Source organism: Limnospira indica PCC 8005, from assembly GCF_000973065.1.
In the GTDB taxonomy this organism is placed as follows: Bacteria; Cyanobacteriota; Cyanobacteriia; order Cyanobacteriales; family Microcoleaceae; genus Limnospira; species Limnospira fusiformis.
In genome coordinates this window covers 1,086,872-1,103,666 of sequence record NZ_FO818640.1, presented here as the reverse complement: position 1 = coordinate 1,103,666, position 16,795 = coordinate 1,086,872, and the positions used below count along the sequence as shown (strand labels likewise).

14 protein-coding genes and 3 pseudogenes are annotated in these 16,795 nt (G+C 44.3%); 10 read left to right on the top strand and 7 right to left on the bottom strand.

Annotation, left to right across the window (positions count from 1 at the left end; genetic code table 11):
• Positions 1–197 precede the first annotated feature (197 nt).
• The 3 genes from ribD to XZ46_RS04790 all read left to right on the top strand — a co-directional run bounded on the left by ribD (position 198) and on the right by XZ46_RS04790 (position 3,157).
• Complete coding sequence (ribD, locus tag XZ46_RS04800) at positions 198–1,364, top strand: bifunctional diaminohydroxyphosphoribosylaminopyrimidine deaminase/5-amino-6-(5-phosphoribosylamino)uracil reductase RibD (protein WP_008057328.1); 1,167 nt, start codon at positions 198–200, stop codon at positions 1,362–1,364.
• Complete coding sequence (locus XZ46_RS04795) at positions 1,361–1,957, top strand: hypothetical protein (RefSeq protein ID WP_006621295.1); 597 nt, start codon at positions 1,361–1,363, stop codon at positions 1,955–1,957. Before ribD ends, XZ46_RS04795 begins: the two co-directional genes overlap by 4 nt.
• A 123-nt stretch (positions 1,958–2,080) precedes the next feature.
• Positions 2,081–3,157, top strand: a complete 1,077-nt coding sequence (locus XZ46_RS04790; protein WP_008057330.1) for a class I SAM-dependent methyltransferase — start codon at positions 2,081–2,083, stop codon at positions 3,155–3,157.
• A 10-nt stretch (positions 3,158–3,167) separates the two neighbouring features.
• On the opposite strand, the gene XZ46_RS04785 is transcribed toward XZ46_RS04790, so the two are convergent.
• On the bottom strand, positions 3,168–3,899 hold the full coding sequence (locus XZ46_RS04785; RefSeq protein WP_006621297.1) for an SH3 domain-containing protein: 732 nt from the start codon (positions 3,897–3,899) through the stop codon (positions 3,168–3,170).
• 207 nt (positions 3,900–4,106) lie between these two features.
• Between XZ46_RS04785 and XZ46_RS04780 the strand changes: the two genes are divergently transcribed.
• From XZ46_RS04780 to XZ46_RS04770, 4 genes and pseudogenes are all read left to right on the top strand, one after another.
• A complete protein-coding gene (locus XZ46_RS04780; RefSeq protein ID WP_006621299.1) occupies positions 4,107–5,501 on the top strand; it encodes an NACHT domain-containing protein in 1,395 nt (464 codons plus the stop codon).
• Between the two features lie 357 nt (positions 5,502–5,858).
• A pseudogene (locus XZ46_RS28210) lies at positions 5,859–6,251 on the top strand (zinc ribbon domain-containing protein); the annotation flags it as partial.
• A gap of 18 nt (positions 6,252–6,269) precedes the next feature.
• Positions 6,270–7,565: a glucose-1-phosphate adenylyltransferase gene (locus XZ46_RS04775; RefSeq protein WP_035759831.1), complete on the top strand. Its 1,296-nt coding sequence runs from the start codon at positions 6,270–6,272 to the stop codon at positions 7,563–7,565.
• Positions 7,566–7,651: 86 nt separating this feature from the next.
• Complete coding sequence (locus XZ46_RS04770) at positions 7,652–8,116, top strand: AAA family ATPase (protein ID WP_006621304.1); 465 nt, start codon at positions 7,652–7,654, stop codon at positions 8,114–8,116.
• 31 nt (positions 8,117–8,147) lie between these two features.
• Here XZ46_RS04770 and XZ46_RS04765 read toward each other — a convergent pair whose 3' ends face one another.
• From XZ46_RS04765 to XZ46_RS04755, 3 genes are all read right to left on the bottom strand, one after another.
• On the bottom strand, positions 8,148–8,774 hold the full coding sequence (locus XZ46_RS04765; RefSeq protein WP_006621305.1) for a zinc ribbon domain-containing protein: 627 nt from the start codon (positions 8,772–8,774) through the stop codon (positions 8,148–8,150).
• A 29-nt stretch (positions 8,775–8,803) separates the two neighbouring features.
• Positions 8,804–9,184: a hypothetical protein gene (locus tag XZ46_RS04760; protein ID WP_006670286.1), complete on the bottom strand. Its 381-nt coding sequence runs from the start codon at positions 9,182–9,184 to the stop codon at positions 8,804–8,806.
• A 64-nt stretch (positions 9,185–9,248) separates the two neighbouring features.
• Positions 9,249–9,836, bottom strand: a complete 588-nt coding sequence (locus XZ46_RS04755) for an IS607 family transposase (protein WP_008053757.1) — start codon at positions 9,834–9,836, stop codon at positions 9,249–9,251.
• Between the two features lie 186 nt (positions 9,837–10,022).
• Here XZ46_RS04755 and XZ46_RS04750 point away from each other — a divergent pair, with 186 nt between their 5' ends.
• Positions 10,023–11,015, top strand: coding sequence for a DnaJ C-terminal domain-containing protein (locus XZ46_RS04750; protein WP_006621307.1), 993 nt, complete (start codon positions 10,023–10,025; stop codon positions 11,013–11,015).
• Between the two features lie 428 nt (positions 11,016–11,443).
• Here the strand turns inward: XZ46_RS04750 and XZ46_RS38525 are convergent.
• Positions 11,444–13,345, bottom strand: a pseudogene (locus XZ46_RS38525) (Calx-beta domain-containing protein); the annotation flags it as partial.
• Between XZ46_RS38525 and XZ46_RS38520 the strand changes: the two are divergent.
• Positions 13,275–14,165 (top strand): hypothetical protein, encoded by an 891-nt coding sequence (locus tag XZ46_RS38520; protein WP_498366211.1) that lies wholly within the window; start codon positions 13,275–13,277, stop codon positions 14,163–14,165. The pseudogene XZ46_RS38525 and the gene XZ46_RS38520 sit on opposite strands and share 71 nt — an antisense overlap.
• A 161-nt stretch (positions 14,166–14,326) precedes the next feature.
• Here XZ46_RS38520 and XZ46_RS38515 read toward each other — a convergent pair.
• Positions 14,327–14,908: pseudogene (locus tag XZ46_RS38515) on the bottom strand (calcium-binding protein); the annotation flags it as partial.
• A gap of 302 nt (positions 14,909–15,210) precedes the next feature.
• On the opposite strand from XZ46_RS38515, the gene ccmS reads away from it, so the two are divergent.
• The gene (gene ccmS, locus XZ46_RS04740; protein WP_006621311.1) at positions 15,211–15,645 is read left to right on the top strand and encodes a beta-carboxysome assembly chaperone CcmS; all 435 of its coding nucleotides are present in this window, start codon (positions 15,211–15,213) and stop codon (positions 15,643–15,645) included.
• 57 nt (positions 15,646–15,702) lie between these two features.
• On the opposite strand, the gene XZ46_RS04735 is transcribed toward ccmS, so the two are convergent.
• Positions 15,703–16,425, bottom strand: coding sequence for a response regulator (locus XZ46_RS04735; RefSeq protein ID WP_006621313.1), 723 nt, complete (start codon positions 16,423–16,425; stop codon positions 15,703–15,705).
• Positions 16,426–16,795: the final 370 nt, after the last annotated feature.

The window sequence follows — 16,795 nt, the reverse complement described above, 5'->3', positions numbered from 1 at the left end:
AAATTAAGTTTTGTTGCAAAAAAATTTTTTTTTGGGGAGGGGGGTTGCTTTTTCGCGGCACTTGCGCTACACTTTTAGTATAATGGGATGGTTGCAAAATTTTTATTTTAGGCAATACTCAATTATTGAACTTAATACAAATATACTATCATTAATCCTGAGCCCCTGTCAACCCCTTTAACAAAAATTGTCGGCTGATGAATTTACCAAATGCTCAATCTGTCTCAGAATTTGACCGCCAGATGATGCGTAATTGTCTAAATCTGGCAAAGGAAGGGCTAGGAAAAACGGCACCAAATCCCCTAGTAGGTTGTGTGATTGTCCGTGATGACCAAATTATCGGGGAGGGATTTCACCCCGGACCAGGACAACCCCATGCAGAAATTTTCGCCTTGCGGTCTGCGGGAGAATTAGCCAGGGGAGCGACAGTATATGTGAACCTAGAACCGTGTAACCATTACGGAAGAACTCCCCCCTGTAGCGAAGCGTTAATTAAAGCAGGAGTTGCTAAAGTAGTGGCGGGAATGGTGGATCCGAATCCTCTGGTAGGTGGACAGGGAATTGCTAAACTGCGCCAAGCCGGAATAGAAGTAATTGTGGGAGTAGAAGAATCAGCCTGTTTAAAATTAAACGAAGCATTTGTTCATCGGATTATTTATAAACAAACCTTTGGTATATTGAAATACGCCATGACCCTGGATGGGAAAATAGCCACAGATACAGGTCATAGTGCTTGGGTAACAGGTGCGATCGCTCGCCAGGAAGTCCACCGTCTACGGGTCGCCTGTGATGCGGTAATTGTGGGGGGAAATACGGTCAGGCGAGATAATCCTCACTTAACCACCCACGGTCAAGGGGAACCCAACCCGTTGCGGGTAGTCATGAGTCGTAGTTTAGATTTACCATCATCAGCGCGACTGTGGGACACTTCCGAGGCTGCTACCATAGTTTTTACAGAAGTTGGTTCCCGTCCCGATTTCCAAGAACACTTGCGGAAAAAGGGGGTAGAGGTGGTGGAATTTGCACCATTGACACCCGCTAAAGTTATGTCATATTTCTATGAGCGTCAATTTTTGTCCGTGCTATGGGAATGTGGGGGTCGTCTAGCCTCTGAAGCCATAACTCAGGGGTGCGTTCACAAGATTTTGGCGTTTATTGCTCCTAAAATTATTGGTGGACAGGCTGCACCCTCTCCGGTCGGTAATTTAGGCTTTAGTCAAATGACTGAAGCCTTATCCCTAGAAGGAGTAAGCCTGCGAGCGATCGGTTCAGATTACCTAATTGAGGGTTATTTGTCGAATGGCTGGTCTGGAGCCTTACCAGAGGCTTTTCAATTCCAGACTACAGGGAGTAAAGCCCTATGAATGAGGTGGTTATTTTAGGCTTGATGGTCAGCAGCCTCGGTGTGGAAGCCGTCCTCGCTGGAAGCTGGCTATGTCAATTGCAGGATGAACAACAACAAGAATATGAAGAGGAGGAAGAAATCTTGACTCATTATGATTCCGATAATCCTAACACCACCACTATTGCATCATCTCAATCTCAGATATCCTCCCCTAATCATCAAGACTGGGAATATAAAATTGTTCGCGCTCAAAGAGATTTATTTCGGAACCCTAAAACCTTTGAAAAACTTTGTCAGGAAGAGGCGATCGCTGGTTGGGTAATGGTGGAAAAACTAGACGATCGCCGCATTCGCTTTCGTCGTCCTAGCAATTACCAACCATCCCAGTCAGATCAGGTAGCCTTGATTGACCCCTATCGGTCTTCCTATGGGTCTAGTTTTAACTTGATGGGTTTACTAACAGGTTTCGCCTTTTTAATCGCCATTATTCTCCCCGCTTATTTGGGATATATATTGGTATCAACCACCTTAAATACTCGGCTCCCAGAACTACCCATAACCCCCGAAATAACTGAAGATAATGAAAGTGAAGACATCGAAATCCCCAGATAAATCCTATAGATACCATCAGAGTTTAGCACCCCATTAAGTTTATACTTTCGATTTCTGAGAAAATGCGATAATTGGTCTATTCTGCTGTAGGATAGACCATTATTCTATAGTGTTCATCTGGTTATGACTGCAACTAAAAGCCTCGAAACCCTTGGCTGTCTTGGTCAAGTTACCTTAGAAGGTGATCTGGTACGCCTTAAAGGTTGGTCTGCTTCCTGGGGAGGTGGTCTCGTCCTGGATTTTCGTATTAATATTGGTGGCTTAGATGTTCCTGAGTTTCGGGTAGAGAAAGGGTTAATTAGTCAGGATGTCCAACAGTTATTTCCTAGTTTAGATCACGCTGACCAGGCTAGATTTTTAATTTATATCCCCCTAAGTTGGATTCAACAAACAGGTTTATTCAATAGTTTGGTAAGGCTAACTCCTATATTTGCATCGGGAGAAGGTGATGTTTTATTTGGGTTCTTGGAACCTTCGCTTCCGGTTCCCGAAAAAAGCGATCGGGTTGGGGTCGGTGGTAGTTTTAAGTTTGTGGCGGCGGACTTTTTAGGACACTTTGTTAATAAAGCCAATTTACAACCAGCAGAGGCGGTTCTTGATGCGGGTTGCGGGGTCGGTCGCATCGCTTATGGTTTGGCTTATTATCTCAACTCTCAAGCCTCTTATCACGGGTTTGATATTGTTCCCCATTGGATTGATTGGTGTCAGCAAGTGATTAGTGCTACCCGTCCTAATTTTCATTTTGAATGTGCGGATTTATACAGCGATCGCTATAATCCCACTGGCAAAACTCCCGCCGAAAATTTTGTGTTTCCCTACCCTAATAACCAATTTAATTTTGTGCTGTTAACTTCCGTTTTTACCCATTTATATGCAGCCGCCAGTCGGAATTATTTACAACAGATAGCGCGAGTGTTAAAGCCGGGTGGTAGGTGTTTATGCACGTTTTTTCTATTAAATGATGAAACCGAATCCTTGATTAAATCCGGTCGCAGTTCCCGGAATTTTGCCTATGCTGTCGGCGAAAGTTTTATCGATGATCCTGATAATCCCGAAGATGCGATCGCACATTCCGAAGCATTAGTAATGGATTGGATTAAGGATTCTGGTCTATCAGTACAACGCCAAGATTATGGGATGTGGTGTCGTCGGAGTCGTTCCGCTAGTTATCAGGATATGTTGGTGTTGTGCAAAAATTAAAGCATTTACCTCATTCTAATCTCACCAAAAACTCATAGGTAAAACCTCGGAAATTCGAGTCAAGCTCGAAAGTATAGGTTCCCGATTCCGGAATCATTCCCGTCCATTCCGTTAGGTCATCATTAGCATTAACATCATCCCCTAAAAGTTGACCATCTGGAGTGATAATATAGGGGAAAATAGAGTTTTCCGCCGTAACTGTCAGGGTTTGACCTGCTTCAGCTTCCAAGGTATAGCTATGGCTACCACCGCCAATAATTTCACCTTGGATAATAGCTGAATTACCACCCGGTAAAAATTGAATCGGTTGGCGGACATTCGGACAACTGCTATGGGTTCGGTTTTTAGCAACCCATCCCGGAACCGGATCGCTAATTTCTAGCCAACCGTCTTGCTCATTTACTACCGAAATAAAAGTATTATTGGGTAGTTGACCAACAATGTTACCTTCCTGAACTTGAGGCGCGCGCCGTACATTTAAAGGAGGGTCAGGGTCTTGGACAATTGCCATAGTAATCTCGCAGCCAGTTGTCGGGGGTCTCACCACAATTGGTGGCGACTCTATAACCCCAGGTGCTTGACTTGGCGCACTAGGAACCGGGGAATCAGTAACTGTTCCTTGAGGTGAGGCGGCGGGAGTTTCCTGTGAAGATCGCCACTGAATAGCGATCGCTGCTACTATAACTGCTGTCACCAGTCCGGCTACACTGGCAACTATCAATTGCTTGGGTTTGAAGGACATGGGACAGACCTCGCTGGTAGACAAAAATCATCTTCAAAAATTGCAGAGTTCCCAATTCCAAATATATCAAAACTTACCCCCTCTTCCCCAATCCTTCAGGACTCTAACCTAAAACTTAACATGATAATTATCCCTAAAGTCATAGTTCAGTGTATTTTTAACATAACCATTATTTCCTGTCCCGATCGCAAATCCTGACTCTATTCAATGCCTAGATTAACTGGTACTCGGGTACAAGTTCCCAAACGCCATCAATTACTCACCCAAGTTAAACAGGAGGTGAGACAATATCGGCTACAGTCTCCCCATCGCCATGTTCTCACCAAGTTAGCCCAGGAAAAACCCCCCCTACGCATGAGGCGCGCTTGGGATGTGGAAGTGAAAATAGGCAGCCGCCCTAGTGTGAAATTAGCAGCTAATGCCGGAATTATTGAAGTATTCGATCACATTGATGGCCGCCTGTTGATTTTGGGGGGGACTGGTTCCGGGAAAACTACCACCCTGGTGGGACTGGCTAAGGTCTTAGTAGAGAGAGCCTTATCTGATGAACATGAACCTATGCCGATTTGGCTCAATTTATCATCTTGGCGAGTTGAGCAACAGTCTATCTCCGATTGGATGGTAGAGCAAATGCACCTCAAATATGCGATCGCTCCCGAATCAGGACGCTACTGGATGGAACAACTCCAGATTCTCCCCTTATTGGATGGTTTCGATGAGGTCGAAGAACATCATCGGGAATCCTGTATTCAATATATTAATGATTTTTTAGACAGTCATCTCTCCCCCCTACATTTAGTAGTATCTAGCACCGTCAAATCCTATCATCCCTGTCAGGCAAGGTTGCAACTAAATGGTGCAATATTGTTACGTCCCTTGACTAATCGACAGATACACAAGTATTTAATGAATGCTAGAAGTCGGGAACTTTGGCATGACATCGAAGAAGAACCACAGTTATTAAAAATCGCCCAAAAGCCATTATTTTTAACAATGATGACCCTAGCTTATGAAAATATCTTAATCTCATCTTGGAAACATTTAAACACCATTGATGATCAACAAGAGTATTTATTAAAAGCCTATCTGCGCCATCAAATTTCTAGCTTACGCGATCGCCATCATAATAGTGATGCCGGAAAAAACTACAGTTCCGAACAATTCCGCCACTGGCTAACAGAACTCGCCAAACGCCTGGAAAAAGAACAAACTCAAGATTTTATCCTCGATCGCATCCCGAAAACCTGGCTACATACCCGCGAACAAGAACGGGCTTATCATCTGGGTATGAAGATAGTCGAAAGTGGGATTTGGTGGTCAATTATAGCAATCATGATCCTAGCAATCATTTGGCGATCGCTGCCATTGTTAATCGCCGCCATGACCCTAGGAATCATATTAGCCCTCACCTACCAACCGTTGAGCCTAAAATTGGCGATCGAACGCCTGATCTTGCGATTTGTCCTATGGGGAGAAGGAGATGCACCCTGGAACTATGCCCAATTTTTAAATGATGCCACCGGGTTACTGTTGCTCAGAAAAATAGGCTCACGCTACCAATTCATTCATCGCCTACTACAAAAACACCTTGGCAAAACGTGACCAGCCTTACAACACAGGACGTAACTCCTCTACCAGGGCTCGCCTCAGTAGTTGATGATGCCCTGATGTCCCTATTTAGCCCGTCTGACCCAGCCCACCAGAGCGTCTATTTGCCAGTTTTAACTTTGCTACTTGCCAAGATTGCCATCCAGTCGGACACTTAGACTTGGGAGAACTGATGCAGTCGAGAGCATGATTTAATCTCAAATTAGGTTAACATTTTACGGCAATACGGTATAATACCAAGTATGGTGCGAGACCTTCGGGTATGAAATAGAGCTGAAATGGGCGTGGGGACTACCCGGTGAGGACTTCAACCCCTTGCTTGATTGGGTCGCATCCCTGGCCATCCCATAACACAGCCGGATTTTTTGGCCCACCTTCGAGACTTCCAATATGGTTGCCAAGGTGAAGCGTCTAATCAGGTCTAAGACTGCCCGATCCATGCTGACATGGGCGCATTATCGATTCAAACTAACCCTGAGACATAAGCGCGGAAATAACTGAACAGTTGTAGATGTGACCGAAGAATACACCAGCAAAACCTGTACTCACTGTGGTCATGTCCATTCCCAGCTAGGTGGCTCAAAAGTGTTCCGATGTCCTGAGTGCGGGTTCACTCTACCACGGGACTGGAACGGTGCTTTTGGAATCTTTCTAAAAGCTTTGCGGGATACCGCCTCTGTTACCTTAACGGGTAATAGTGCTATCGTCGCATTGTCCGGGAACAACCGGAAAAATGTCGCGTAAATGTATCAGGTAATTGAAGTGAAACAAGTATTAGCAGTAATTCTAGGTGGCGGTGCGGGCACCCGTTTGTACCCCCTAACCAAAATGCGAGCCAAACCCGCTGTTCCTTTAGCCGGTAAGTACCGTTTGATCGATATTCCGATCAGTAACTGTATAAACTCAGAAATTCTGAAAATCTATATCCTGACCCAGTTTAACTCAGCATCCCTTAACCGTCATATTGCCCGAACCTACAACTTTTCTGGCTTTACAGATGGCTTTGCGGAAGTCCTCGCCGCACAACAAACCAGTGTGACTAACCCCCAATGGTTTCAGGGAACTGCTGATGCAGTGCGCCAATATCTATGGCTCATGGAAGAATGGGATGTTGAACATTTCCTAATTCTGTCCGGTGACCACCTGTACCGCATGGACTATCGGGATTTTGTCCAACGTCATATCGACACAGGGGCAGACATCACCCTATCAGTTTTACCCGTAGACGAAAAACGGGCTTCTGCTTTCGGTTTGATGAAGATTGACGAAAGCACTGGTCGGATTATCGATTTCAGCGAAAAACCCAAGGGAGAAGCCCTAAAACAAATGGCAGTGGATACCAGCAGTTTGGGGTTATCCCCCGAAGAGGCTGCCGAGTCGCCTTACATCGCTTCTATGGGCATCTACGTTTTTAAAAAGGATGTTTTATTTAAACTACTCAAGGATGCCCCAGATCAAACCGATTTTGGTAAGGAAGTGATTCCTGGTGCCGCTAAGGATCATAATGTTCAAGCCTATCTGTTTAACGATTACTGGGAAGATATCGGAACTATTGAGGCCTTTTTTGAAGCTAACTTGGCTTTGACTCAACAGCCACAACCTGCTTTTAGTTTCTACGACGAGAACGCTCCTATTTATACCCGTTCCCGCTACTTACCACCATCCAAGATGCTGGACTGTCAGATCACTGAATCTATTATTGCTGAGGGTTGCATTCTCAAGGAATGTCGCATTGATCATTCTGTGCTGGGGTTGCGCTCTCGTGTCGAGTCCGGTAGTCTCGTTGAAGACACCATGTTAATGGGGTCAGATTTCTATCAACCTTTTGCTGAACGTCAATATGGTTTAGAAAAAGGTAGCGTTCCTATCGGTATCGGTAACAACACTACTATCCGCCGGGCTATTGTCGATAAAAATGCTCGCATTGGTCGCCATGTCCAGATTATCAACAAGGACCATGTTCAGGAAGCAGAACGGGAAGAGGATGGCTTCTACATTCGCGGTGGAATAACCGTAATTTTGAAAAATGCCGTGATTCCAGATGGGACAATTATTTAGGTTTACCTTTTGGGTAGTTCTATGGTTGACTAAGGGAAAGGAGGCTATTTTAACCTTCCTATCATATAAACAATCTGCCCTAGTCCATGTCTAAAATTGTCTTGATTATAGGGCTTCCTGCTAGTGGGAAGTCCTTTATTGCTGAAAGGTTATCTCAAGGGTCGCACTTTCAGCGCTGGGTCTCCACTGATAGAATTCGCCAACGCTTATTTGGTGATGAGAGTATTCAAGGACCTTGGTTGTCAATCTGGGCTCAGGTTCGCGGGGAACTTCAACAGGCCGTTGCTGATATGGTTGATGTTATTTATGATGCAACTAATGTTCAACGCCGTCGCCGCCGAGATTTAATTGCTCAGGTCCGTGGTTTTGGTTTTCAGTCCGTGGTCGGATTATGGGTTAATACTCCCCTGGAGGTCTGTCTAGCACGCAATGAAAGGCGATCGCGTCAAGTTCCTGAAGGGGTGATTCTCCAAATGTATCGCCAACTTACTGACGCGCCTCCTACTCTTAGTGATGGGTTCGATCGCCTCCTTGAGATTCAAAATATATAAATATGCTGCTTTTCCTAGCATCCTGATTCATTTAAGCTGAACATTCCTGAACATTGATTGACCATGCTCGGACTGTAACTATAGCAATACCATCATTGCTGACAGTAAAGGAGGAATCCCTCAAAGCACGTAACATTATATTACGTGCGCCGTTCGCATCTCTAGGTGTTTGACTACCACAGTGGGGACACTTGTGTATCTTCGCACCACCTAGTTGGGCGTGGCGATGTCCACACGCTCCACAGGTTTTAGATGTGTGACTTTCGCCCACATCAAGCACCACGCAACCACGCTTTGCTGCCTGATGTTTTAGGATTAACTTAAAGCGATAATGCGCCCAAGTCAGCATACTTCTAACTGTTTTAGATCTAATTTTTCTTCTTGACTTGGCTACCATTTGGGAGGACTCGAAGCGAGGAAGAAAAATTAATCCATAGTTATTAGTCAGATAATGAGCTGTTTTTTTGTGTACTTCATCAATTAAGTTCCGAATCTTTTCTCGAATTGGATTGGCCGCTTTTCTCAGGGAACGGCGTTGTTTAGCACTTACCTTAGTTGAACGGCTAATTAAATTATCTAAGTGTTGACATAATCTCACGATTCGTCCCATGTCACCATTGCCAATTTCAATGACTTTATCGCCGTCATATCCAGTCAAAAAGGTCCTGACACCCGGATCTAAGGCAATTATTTTTTTGAAGATGTATGACTTTTAATTACAGGTTCTGGAAAAACAGCGAACCATTTACCACGCCGATAAGTCAATTGAGTACCATAATCACATGGCTCTGGTATAGGTTCACTTGCCTTAAACTTCAGTGTTTTTGTGAATTTACTGTACCATGTTCCTTTGGTGAAATTGGAATTATTAAATTTGATGGTTTGGCGGGGGTCACGGATACTTCGGAATTGGGCATCACCACTCGCACTTATGGCTTGATGTGCGTCAAAGATAGCATTTTGTCTGATCTGGCAAGGCGTTTCTTTCACCCATTGAGGTAAATCGGATTGCATGACCAGATTTCGCAATTTCAGCTTACCAATCCGAGTTGTTGATTGACGCTGCATGGCGATGGCTTGGTTAAAACAATAACAACAAGCAGCCAGCCATTTTTTCCAAGTTTTTGCCAGTTCAGGACTGGGATAAATCCGGATCTTTTTTGATGGCAGATTTATACTTTCTGAGTCCGTCAAGTCGGCAACTGAAGATGTGAACAATGGCAAGGATGTCCTCAACCAATTCTCGCTCTGGGGATAAACCGTCTTGCTTGAGAACCACGATTTTTGTACCATCTTGTTCACACAACCAAGAGATGAGGTCAAACCCGAAACGGGCGAGTCTGTCTTTGTGGGCAACCACAATAAATCCGACATCGCCTTGACGGACTCGCTCCCAAATGGCTCTAAGTCCTTTTCTTTGGAAATTAAGACCACTGGCGATATCAGTGACGAGTTCGGCGTTGGGGTAGACTTCGAGTAACTTTGCAACTTGGCGCGCGAGGTCTGCTTTTTGTCCGCGACTTGAAACGCGGGCATAAGCGATAATTGCCCGTTGCGTTCTCTCGTTTGATGAGACCGTGTAGGAGGCAATATCATATCGTCTCTGCCCTGATGGTGTCCGGATCGCTTGAATTTTGCCGTTTTTTTCCCATCTTCTTAAAGTATGTAAACATACACCAAAGTATTGAGCCGTTTCACTCGGTGATGTATATTTCGGCATTTAGCTCGCTTGTTGTGTACTTATCTAGCTTAGACTGATTGTTGAGTATTGTCAAGCAATATTCAGTTAATTTGCTAACAGGACGTAACTCTGCTAGGCTGGATCGAATTAGAGTGAATTTTCAGACTCAAGTTATTGTGTATCCGCACCCAAAAGCACGAAATGAGAACAGTAGGAGAGTAGATAATGCCGACGACAGATTATAAAGATTACTATTCGGTTCTCGGCTTAACTAAAAATTCTAGCGCCGATGAGATTAAAAAAGCCTATCGCCGATTGGCTCGTAAATATCACCCAGATATGAATCCCGGTAATAAGGCTGCGGAGACCCGCTTTAAGGAGGTTAATGAGGCTTATGAGGTACTCTCTGACCCCGAAAAACGCCAAAAGTACGATCGCTTTGGTCAATATTGGCATCAAGCCGGAAACTCCGGTTGGTCGGGAACTACTAATAGTGCTAATAATCCTGATGTCAGTGGGTTTGATTTTAGCCAGTTTGCTAGTTTTGATGAGTTTATCAATAGTCTATTAGGACGCGCGGCGGGAAGTCCTGGGGGCGCTGGTAGTCGCTATTCCTATCGCACCAATCAGTCCAAATCACCCGGTTATGGTGGATTTGAGGATTTTACTTCTTCCTCTTCCTCTCCGGGTGGTTCTAATCTTGAGACTAAGGTGACATTGACTCTTAGTGAAGCCTTCCACGGTACTCAGCGCCGTATGGCTGGTGGTGAGGTTTCCATTCCGCCAGGGGTGAAGCCGGGAAGTAAGATTAGAATACGGGGACAAGGACAGGTTGATCCCTATACCCAGCAACGGGGAGATTTATATTTGATTGTCGATATTCAACCCCACAATTTTTTTAAGTTGGATGGCGATAATCTGATCTGCGAAATTCCCATAACTCCCGATGAGTTGGTTTTGGGAGCCTCTATTCAGGTTCCTACTCCTGATGGTATGGTCAAAATGAATATTCCCCCTGGGCTTCGGTCTGGACAGTCTCTCCGACTGAGGGGGAAAGGTTGGCCGAAACCAAAGGGCGGCGGACGTGGTGATCAGTTTGTCAAGTTATTGGTGGTGCCACCTGATGAACTTACTGCGCGCGAGCGTGAATATTATCAGAAAATTGCCGCTAACCGTACTTTTAATCCCCGTAGTAGTTTATCTTCCATCACTCTTTAGATAGTCAAAACTCTACAGCCTCAACTCGATTATAACTCGATTCTCCAAAGGCAAGGGACAACCGGGAAATTAATTAATAATTTTACTAACCATATCCCTCTGGGAGATGATCAACCCCCCCATATCAAGCCTAAGCTATGGGGGAATTGTTGACTATGAGATGCGATCGCTTTTTCAATCAACTTATGCTCACACAAGCACAAACCCTATATATCACATTTTAGGTAATTTGTCAACATCTCATCGGCAAAACTGATGGGCTAGTTTAGCCAGACCAAAACCTGGTTTATACCAGCTAAATTTACCTCTCATTTAAGGCTTTATCTGTCTGTTACTTCAATCAAATTCGGGTGAAATCATGAGGGTGTCAGACATTAATTAATAGTGCTGACATCACCTCATTTCCCCCCAATTTTACCTACTCTATACTAAACCCTCCAGGTAGCTAAGTAGGTATCATTTCCACCCAAAGCATTAGGGTTAATAGCTGTGGGAGTCGTGAAAACCTCAGGTTGAGTAACTGTGCCAAAAATCACGGCTTGACCATTGCGAACCGTAAAAGCATTAACAGTTCCTCTTGAGCCATTGTCACCAGGTTGGGTTAGTGGATTCCAGAATCTCCTGATTGTATAATCTGGAGAAAGTCCCAAAACCGCCATTTCTCCCAAGGTGTAGTTTCCTACTGGTTGACCGTTAATAGTTTTATCACCGCGATTTTGGAGTTGGAATGCGGAAGAACCACCAATATAGACCTGTCCAAATTCATCAGCGGTAATAGAGCTAGGGTTAAAACTATTAGCACCAGTGGCAGTGCGGGTAACAATAAATTGACCGCGTTCGATATCTCCGTTATTGGGATCTATTTTAGCATGGAAAGTAAAGGAACCAGCACCCGCGCCAGAAAAGCTATTAAATTGATCAACATTCACCATAGTTGATAGGTTTTGGGTGATGTCTTGACCATCCCTTTGAAAGACGTTATTTCCGCCATCGGTTTTTCCGAGGAAATAGAGTCCGCCATCTTGTCCAAAGGTAATTCGTTCTCCACGGGTATCAGCACCTAAATTCTGTCCGGTGATTTGAGAGGCGCTATAATCCCAGGTATTCCAGAGTTGATTTAATCCGGTATCAAAGGCGCGTAAAAATGGGGTTTGTAAGTTGCTAGTGACTTGATTAAATCCGGTGACAAAAATGCGATCGCCATTGGGGTCAATAGCAATATCTGCGGGACGGATATCAGTTCCGGTCAGGGTAGTAGTAGCCAGTTGGGTTCCTGTCGAACTCCACAGAGTCACCGTATCGCTACTATTAGTTAGGGTAGCAATAGTACCATTGTTAGCAATAGAAACTCGGTCAAAAATTCCCGTGTCTGACCACAAGATATTTGCCGCCGTACTATCATAAACCCGAATGCCAAAATCACCCACAGCCACGATTTCTCCACTGTCTCGGTCTACATCAAGATGTCGGACATTTCCTCCTAAGTTGGTAATTGATAAAGGTTCTGTATTTCCATCCTCCAAGCGTTTAATCTGACCCACACCGTCAAAGTTTCCAGCAATGATAATAGCCGAATCTACAGGAGAAATAACCGCCGCATTAGCACTATCATTTCCAGGTGTTCCTAGATAGGTTGCGCTTTCAAGTTGTAAGTTATTGGTAGAGTCATTATCAACAATGAACAGAGTAGCGGTTTCTTGGGTTCCCAAGTTCGCACTTCCTGTCAGGTTACTCAGACTCAGAATCACGGTTTCTGTTGGTTCAAAGATGTCATCATCAATAATAGGAATTGTGACGGTTTTCGGTGTGGTATCTCCATCGGCAAAAGTGATGGTAATGGGAGTATTAATATAGTCTTCCCCAGCGGTAGCTGTTCCATCAGTTTGGATGACATCAACACTAATTTCGCCAATACTTTCACCAGTTCGTATTACCGTAATTTCGGAGATAGGTGTACCATCTTCATTAACACTGAAAACGGCATCACTAAATTCGATAACTGACGGCTCTACATCGTCATCAATAATACTCAAGATTATTGAATCGCGATCGCCTAAAGTTAAACCACCAGTAGGATTACTCAGCACAATCCTAAATTGTTCCGTATCTTCTACTTGATTATCGTCGATAATCTGGATGTCAATATTTTGGATGGTTTCACCTGGAGAAAAAATTAGGGTTCCGCTACTAGCGATGTAATCTTCTCCGGCGATCGCTGTATCATCTACTGTCGCATAATCTACAGTTACTGTACTACTTGTGTCTCCTGTTCTTTCGACTGTAATTATAATATTACCGTCACTTTCAACAACTTCTATTTCCTCCATAGTAAACCCTACAACTGCAAGTTCGGGTTCCGGTTCTGGTTCAGGCTCCGGTTCAGGCTCCGGTTCAGGAGTCGGTTCTGGTTCCGGCTCCGGTTCTGGTTCGGGAGTTGGTTCTGGAGTTGGTTCTGGTAATGGTTCCGGTAATGGTTCCGGTAATGGTTCGGGTTCCGGTTCCGGTTCCGGAGTCGGTTCCGGCTCCGGCTCCGGTTCTGGTTCCGGCTCCGGCTCCGGTTCAGGAGTCGGTTCGGGTTCGGGTTCCGGTTCCGGTTCTGGAGTTGGTTCCGGTTCTGGAGTTGGTTCAGGAGTCGGTTCGGGTTCGGGTTCTGGAGTTGGTTCCGGTTCAGGAGTCGGTTCCGGCTCCGGTAATGGTTCGGGTTCAGGTTCCGGTAATGGTTCGGGTTCAGGTTCCGGCTCCGGTTCAGGAGTCGGTTCGGGTTCGGGTTCAGGAGTTGGTTCAGGTTCCGGCTCCGGTTCTGGTTCGGGTTCAGGTTCCGGCTCCGGTTCAGGAGTCGGTTCGGGTTCGGGTTCCGGCTCTGGTTCTGGCTCCAGCTCCGGTTCTGGTTCGGGAGTTGGTTCAGGAGTTGGTTCAGGTTCCGGCTCCGGTTCAGGAGTCGGTTCAGGTTCCGGCTCCGGTTCTGGTTCAGGAGTTGGTTCGGGTTCAGGAGTCGGCTCAGGAGTCGGTTCAGGAGTTGGTAAAACTGTCGATTCTGGTGTGGGTTCCGGTGTCGGTGTAGGTTCATCTGAAGGGAAGATGGTAGCCTTGAAACCATCGCTATTTACATTTTTAAGAATCGCCAAAAACTCATTAGTAGCGCGGTCTTGAATAATTGTATCGGTCGCATATATACCGGCACCTTGATAAATATTTAAAGATGCAAAAGTAAGATTATCTAACAAACCAATAGAGTCTTTATTAATATCAAAATCCATAATAAAATTGCTGCGGTCAGGGGTAAATCCTCCCGTATTCAAACCCAGATAAAACCAGTTATTTCCTTCTCCACCTGTGAGAGTATCAGAACCCTGATCGCCAATTAATGTATCATTTCCGCGATCGCCAAATAATAAGTCATCCCCTTGACCACCGTAGAGGAGATCATCCCCTTGACCGCCATAGAGGGTATCATTACCTTGATTTCCAAATAATGTATCATTGTCGCGATCGCCAAATAAGAGGTCATCACCCAGATCACCAAATAGCACATCATTGCCTTTACCACCTCTAAGGGTATCATCCCCCTGACCGCCATAGAGGGTATCATTACCCTGATTTCCATGTAAGAAATCATTACCTTCATTTCCACCAAGAATATCATCGCCATCTAAACCATAGATAGTATCATCTCCCCCTAAAGCAAAGATGATATCATCGAATTCTGTACCTAGGATAAAATCCGAGTTATCAGTGGGTTCTGATGAAATTTGACCATTAGTTAAGACAGTTATGGAATTTTGCGCCTGAATACCAGTTGCTGTGGAAATCGGATCAGGAGAAATTCCCGTAGTATCTGACTGAAGATCCGGATTAAAATTAACGTCTTCAAATTCAAAGGCAGTAAAACTCATGGGTGCAAAATGGGTAAGTTTAAATAGCTAAACAGAATAGCGATCGCGCTGAATTCCGTTTTCAACTTGCACTCTATAGATCCGGACAATTAGTGGGCGTAATTTTCCGGTTGAGTTATAGAAATGGGAATGAGTTATGGTTTTTTATGTTAAATACTCAAGCATCTAAGCGGAGTATCAATATTTGGGGCAACCGCGTAACTGTAAATGTAAGCGTGACCATCAATTCCCTAAAACTTAGGATACCCTCCTAGGACGAATAAATATACAATGGATTGAGAAATTAATGGAATTCTAGTCCCATGAATATTACCCCCACCCCTGTAGATCAAAATGGCTGGCAAAAACAACTCGATCACTTTGTGGAAAATCACCATCCGCAACTAGCCGCCTTAGCTTGGGGAGTTCACCTAGAAGGGGAAAGCGAACAGGGAACTTTAGGTATTGACCTCAAGCCAACTCCTCACTTTGTTTTTTGTCCGAAATCAGCCATTGAACTCCTTAACCAAAATGCGGATAATAAATTACAGGAAATCCTGGGAATTATCGACGGATATAAACCAGAGATAGAAGTTTTGATGATTTGCATTAGTCCAAATCGGATTAAGTTAATTTATTTCCAGCCGGAGTTGGCACCGCCGGATTGTTATGCTAGAATAGCCACAGATAAAAGGTCTCTCATGAGCGAACTCGAAAAAGCGATGAGTGAACTAATACAACTGCCAGAAAATATGTAAAGTTGGTGGGGCTAAGTTTGGGGATTTTTCAATTTAATCCTGGTAAATTTTACGCCCCTACAATTCCCAATCAGGACACCTATCAGATTTTGATCCTTGAGGATGCACTGCACAATTGATGCCATCCTGCCCATAAAAATAGTGACATATTTGGCAGGAATGATTTGCCTGCAATTCTTTAGTAAAAAGTTTATATCTATGATTAATTATCCGATAATATTGACGCGCTTGAGGATAATTAGGATTGAATGTTAGGGTATGTTCAAGGGCTTGAATTGCCGACTGATAAAGTTTAACTATTTGGAGTGCATACTTATCTGGTTTACCTTTAGAGATAAAACAGACATCAATAATCTTGACAATTAAGAAAAAATAGTTGAACCAGGCTTGAGCAGAATTAACTGTGGGTTGAGATTTAGCAGCAACTGTCACCCATTTAATCGTCTGCAAAAGTTCTTTAGGTCGCCAGGGTTTACTGACATAGGCTTCGGCGTGTTTAATGCCTTCATACACGGCTAGATTTTGTTCTTTTCCGGTTAAAAATATAACGGGGATATTTTGAGTGTCAGGGTTGGATTTAATCAAACGACAGGTTTTGTAGCCGTCCAGCTTAGGCATCACCACGTCCAACAAAATCACATCTGGACACACCTGCTGTAACTTATCTAAAGCCTCCAAGCCATCAGAGGCGGGTATGACTTCCAAACCACTCCAGGTTAGTTGGTAGGAGAGACATTCCCTTTGGGTGAGGGAGTCTTCAACCAGTAAGACAGTATTCATGACACGAGGGGTCTAGTTTAATAAAAATGGTGCGCTACCTACCTCTACCCTGAATTCCCTATTTAAGAGTTGATCCATGAGTGGTGGTGTAACGCACCCAACTTCTCCGAATACCTATAGTTTACCCAGTTTAGTTCCCTTTACGATCGCTCTTTTACCAATTCCAGCACAGTTGTATCTGATCAATACCAGGTCCACCAGGGAAGCGTAATATTAAATTATGTCGCTTTTCACGCTTTTTTCACAGTTGCCTGAAATAGTAAATAGCTGATGAGGCGAAAACGCTATTATACCATGAAAACTGTGGTTTGAGGTGATTATATGATTAATTTATTGGCTGATTTAGATAGCCGAATTGAGTATTACTAAT

What these genes read in the sequence shown, in the direction of transcription:
- ribD (WP_008057328.1), top strand. Translation starts at nt 198, where the DNA reads ATGAATTTACCAAATGCTCAATCTGTCTCAGAATTTGACCGCCAGATG.
- XZ46_RS04795 (WP_006621295.1), top strand. Translation starts at nt 1,361, where the DNA reads ATGAATGAGGTGGTTATTTTAGGCTTGATGGTCAGCAGCCTCGGTGTG.
- XZ46_RS04790 (WP_008057330.1), top strand. Translation starts at nt 2,081, where the DNA reads ATGACTGCAACTAAAAGCCTCGAAACCCTTGGCTGTCTTGGTCAAGTT.
- XZ46_RS04785 (WP_006621297.1), bottom strand. Translation starts at nt 3,899, where the DNA reads ATGTCCTTCAAACCCAAGCAATTGATAGTTGCCAGTGTAGCCGGACTG.
- XZ46_RS04780 (WP_006621299.1), top strand. Translation starts at nt 4,107, where the DNA reads ATGCCTAGATTAACTGGTACTCGGGTACAAGTTCCCAAACGCCATCAA.
- XZ46_RS04770 (WP_006621304.1), top strand. Translation starts at nt 7,652, where the DNA reads ATGTCTAAAATTGTCTTGATTATAGGGCTTCCTGCTAGTGGGAAGTCC.
- XZ46_RS04760 (WP_006670286.1), bottom strand. Translation starts at nt 9,184, where the DNA reads ATGCAGCGTCAATCAACAACTCGGATTGGTAAGCTGAAATTGCGAAAT.
- XZ46_RS04755 (WP_008053757.1), bottom strand. Translation starts at nt 9,836, where the DNA reads ATGCCGAAATATACATCACCGAGTGAAACGGCTCAATACTTTGGTGTA.
- XZ46_RS04750 (WP_006621307.1), top strand. Translation starts at nt 10,023, where the DNA reads ATGCCGACGACAGATTATAAAGATTACTATTCGGTTCTCGGCTTAACT.
- ccmS (WP_006621311.1), top strand. Translation starts at nt 15,211, where the DNA reads ATGAATATTACCCCCACCCCTGTAGATCAAAATGGCTGGCAAAAACAA.
- XZ46_RS04735 (WP_006621313.1), bottom strand. Translation starts at nt 16,425, where the DNA reads ATGAATACTGTCTTACTGGTTGAAGACTCCCTCACCCAAAGGGAATGT.